Annotated in this window: 3 protein-coding genes; all 3 read left to right on the top strand. The window is 68.8% G+C overall.

Annotated elements, in window-relative coordinates:
• The coding region (locus QH283_RS13740; RefSeq protein WP_280503389.1) for an MCE family protein at positions 1–920 on the top strand (920 nt) is incomplete at its 5' end.
• Positions 917–2,008, top strand: coding sequence for an MCE family protein (locus QH283_RS13735; protein WP_086845882.1), 1,092 nt, complete (start codon positions 917–919; stop codon positions 2,006–2,008). The genes QH283_RS13740 and QH283_RS13735, both read left to right, overlap by 4 nt.
• On the top strand, positions 2,008–3,223 hold a 1,216-nt coding region (locus QH283_RS13730; RefSeq protein ID WP_280503388.1), incomplete at its 3' end, for an MlaD family protein. The genes QH283_RS13735 and QH283_RS13730, both read left to right, overlap by 1 nt.

Below are 3,223 nucleotides of genomic sequence, written 5' to 3'. Positions count from 1 at the left end.
GCACACACCCGGTACCCGCCGACGCCCGCGCGGTGATCGTGGCACCCACGCTCGTCACCGGGCGATACATCCAGCTGGTGCCCGCCTACACCGGCGGCCCGCGTCTGTCGGACGGCGCCACCATCCCGATGGAGCGCACCGCCGCGCCGATCGAATTCGACGAGACGAAGAACCAGCTCGTCGAGTTGAGCCGCGAGATCGGACCCGGCGGCGCCGAGGAGGCGGGCGCACTCAACTCCTTCCTCGACGCCACCGCGGTCACAGTGGGCGGCAACGGCCAGGCGCTGAACACGGCACTGACGAATCTCTCCGACGCCGCGCGCACCCTGGACGCCGGCGGTGCCGACCTGTTCGCCACCGTCGACAATCTGCAGACCGTCACGACGGCCGTCGCCGCCGTCGACGATCAAGTTCGCCGCTTCGCCACCGAACTGGCCTCGGTCTCGAATATGCTCAGCGGCAACCGAACCGAACTCGACGCCCTGCTGGTCAGCATGCAGCAGACCTTCGCCACCGTAACCGCCTTCCTGGACGAGAACCGTGATGCGTTGAGCACGAACACAGCGGACGCGGCGCGGCTCACCCGGCTGCTCGTCGACCGCATCGACACCCTGGCCCAGATCCTGCACGCCGGACCGACCGCACTGTCGGATTTCTACAACATCTACGACCCCGACTCGAACTCGCTGACCGGTGCGTTGGCCATACCGGACGCGATCGATCCGCAGTCACTCATCTGCGCGCTGCTCACCACCGTCGACGCACCCACCGGCGAATGCGCTCGCGCCACCGAGGCCCTGGCAGGTCAGCTCGCCGCGGCGGCACTGCCCGCTCCCCAAGGGCCGGCACCGACCCCGGCCGCGCAGGGCATCATGATCCCCGGCCTGCAGGACATCTTCACCCCTGGAGGGCACCGATGAGACCAGGCATCCGCACCGTCACGACCGTCGCGGCCGGGGCTGTGATCATCTGCGCATCGGGCTGCACGTTCGACGGAATCAATTCGATCCCGCTGCCGGGCAATGGCACCGGCGAGGGATACCCCGTCGTGGTGGAGCTGGCCGACGCCCAGAATCTGGTGGGCAACTCCCCGGTCAAGGCGGGCAATGTCACCGTCGGCAACATCGACCGGATCGAGAACGACGGCTGGCACGCCCGGGTCACGCTCACGCTGGACTCGGAGGCCGAACTTCCCGCCAATGTGGCGGCCCGCCTGGCTCAGACCAGCGTCCTGGGTGCTCAGTACATCGAACTCGCGGTCCCGCCGGACGAGGAACCGATCGGCCGGCTCGTCGCAGGCAGCGTTATCCCGCGCGAGCGCACCAGCCAGTACGCCTCGGTCGAAGAGGTGCTGTCGGCGCTGTCGCTGGTCCTCAACGGGGCAGGCCTCGAGCAACTGCAGACCATCACCGACGAGGTCAACCTGGTGCTCGGGGGCCGCGAGCAATCCCTGCGAGGCTTGATCGGCGACCTCGGGCAATTCGTCGCCGGACTCGATGGACAACGCGATGACATCGTCCGCGCCATCGACAGCATGAGCAGGCTCGGCGACGAACTCGCCCGGCAGTCGGCGACCATCGACCGCGGCATCGTCGCGATCCAGCCGGCGCTGGACGTCCTCGATCAGCAGCAGCAGCGGCTGACCGAGATGCTCACCGCGGTCGGGCGATTCGGCGACATGGCGACCGAGGTGCTCAACTCGGGCAAGGCGGACCTGAAGGACGACCTGGCTCAGCTCGCCCCGGTCCTGAATCAGCTCGCGGCCGCCGGAGCCGACCTCCCGGAAGCCCTGAAGATCGCCCTGACGATCCCGTTCCCCGTGATGACCACCGACCGCGGTGTTCTCGGCGACTACCTCAACCTCTTCCTGACACTCGATGTGAGCCCGCAGGCGATCACCGGCAAGGTCCTGCCCAGCATCCCGGGCATTCTCCCGCTCCGCCACGCCGTCGATCCACTCGTTGCTCCGCTCACCCCCGCACCGGCGCACGACGGGAGCCCGAACTGATGCTGTCGACCACGATCCGCGTTCAGCTGTCGATCTTCGCGGTGGTCGCTGTGCTCGCCGTCGCGTTCAGCGCGGTGAAGTACGCCGGGGTGCAGCGATACACCCAGATCGGCACCTATACCGTGCGCGCGGAGTTCGCCGACGCGGCGGGACTCTACGTCAACGCGCTGGTCACCTACCGCGGCGTCGACATCGGAGTGGTGAACGGACTCTCGCTCGGGCCCTCGGGTGCGGTGGCCGAACTCCAAATCGGCTCGGACCATCGTGTGCCCGCGGACTCCGACGCGATCCTGCGCAGCGTCTCCGCGGTGGGCGAACAGTACGTCGACCTCGTCCCGAGGACGAGCACGGAGCCGTTCCTCGCCGACGGCGACACGCTGGGCCCGGACCGGACCCGGGTGCCCATCCCGACGGCCACCGTTGTCGCCGAGATCAATTCGCTGCTGCAGACCGTACCCACCGATTCGCTGCGGACCACCGTCGACGAGACGTCGGCCGCTCTCGGCGGGACCGGCGACGCCCTCAACCGCGCGCTCGCCGCCTCGGCCGCCCTCGTGCAGAACGCCCGCAGCCACCTGGGGGAGACCGTCGCACTGGTCACCACTGTCGAGCCGGTACTTCAGGCGCTGAGCGACTCCGGCCCGGCGATCCAGTCGGCCGCAACCGATCTCGCGTCCTTCACCGATCAGCTGGTCATGAACGACGAGCAGTTGCGTGCGGTCGTCACCGACGGGCCGCGTTTCTTCGACAGCGCGACCGGCACCCTGCAGCAGATCACGCCGACCCTGCCGCTGCTGTTGATGAACCTGCAGACGTCCGGTGAGGTGCTGCGCGTCAACGCACCCGGGCTACGGCATCTGCTGGTGGTCTACCCGGCGCTGTCCTCGGCCGTCAACTACATGCACCGTGGGTTCCAGGATCCCGGCGACCGGCTGTCCGGTCAGGGCCCTCTGGACGTGAAACTGCTGAACACCGGCAATCCGATGACCTGCACCGAGGGCTATCAGGAGACACAGCGCCGCGATCCGAGCGAGACCGGCTACGCGCCGGCGCCCGCGGATGCGTACTGCAAACTCCCGCAGACCGACAGCCGGGTCGCCCGTGGCGCGCGCAACCTGCCCTGTGCCACCGACCCGAGTGTGCGCACCGCCGACATCGCGAACTGCCCCGGGGGGCCACCCTCGCAATGGCCGCAGATGCTGGCCCGGCCGGGCC

Origin of the sequence: Nocardia farcinica (assembly GCF_029867845.1) — a bacterium.
GTDB classification, from domain to species: Bacteria; Actinomycetota; Actinomycetes; order Mycobacteriales; family Mycobacteriaceae; genus Nocardia; species Nocardia farcinica_A.
This window is presented reverse-complemented; position numbering and strand designations above follow the sequence as displayed.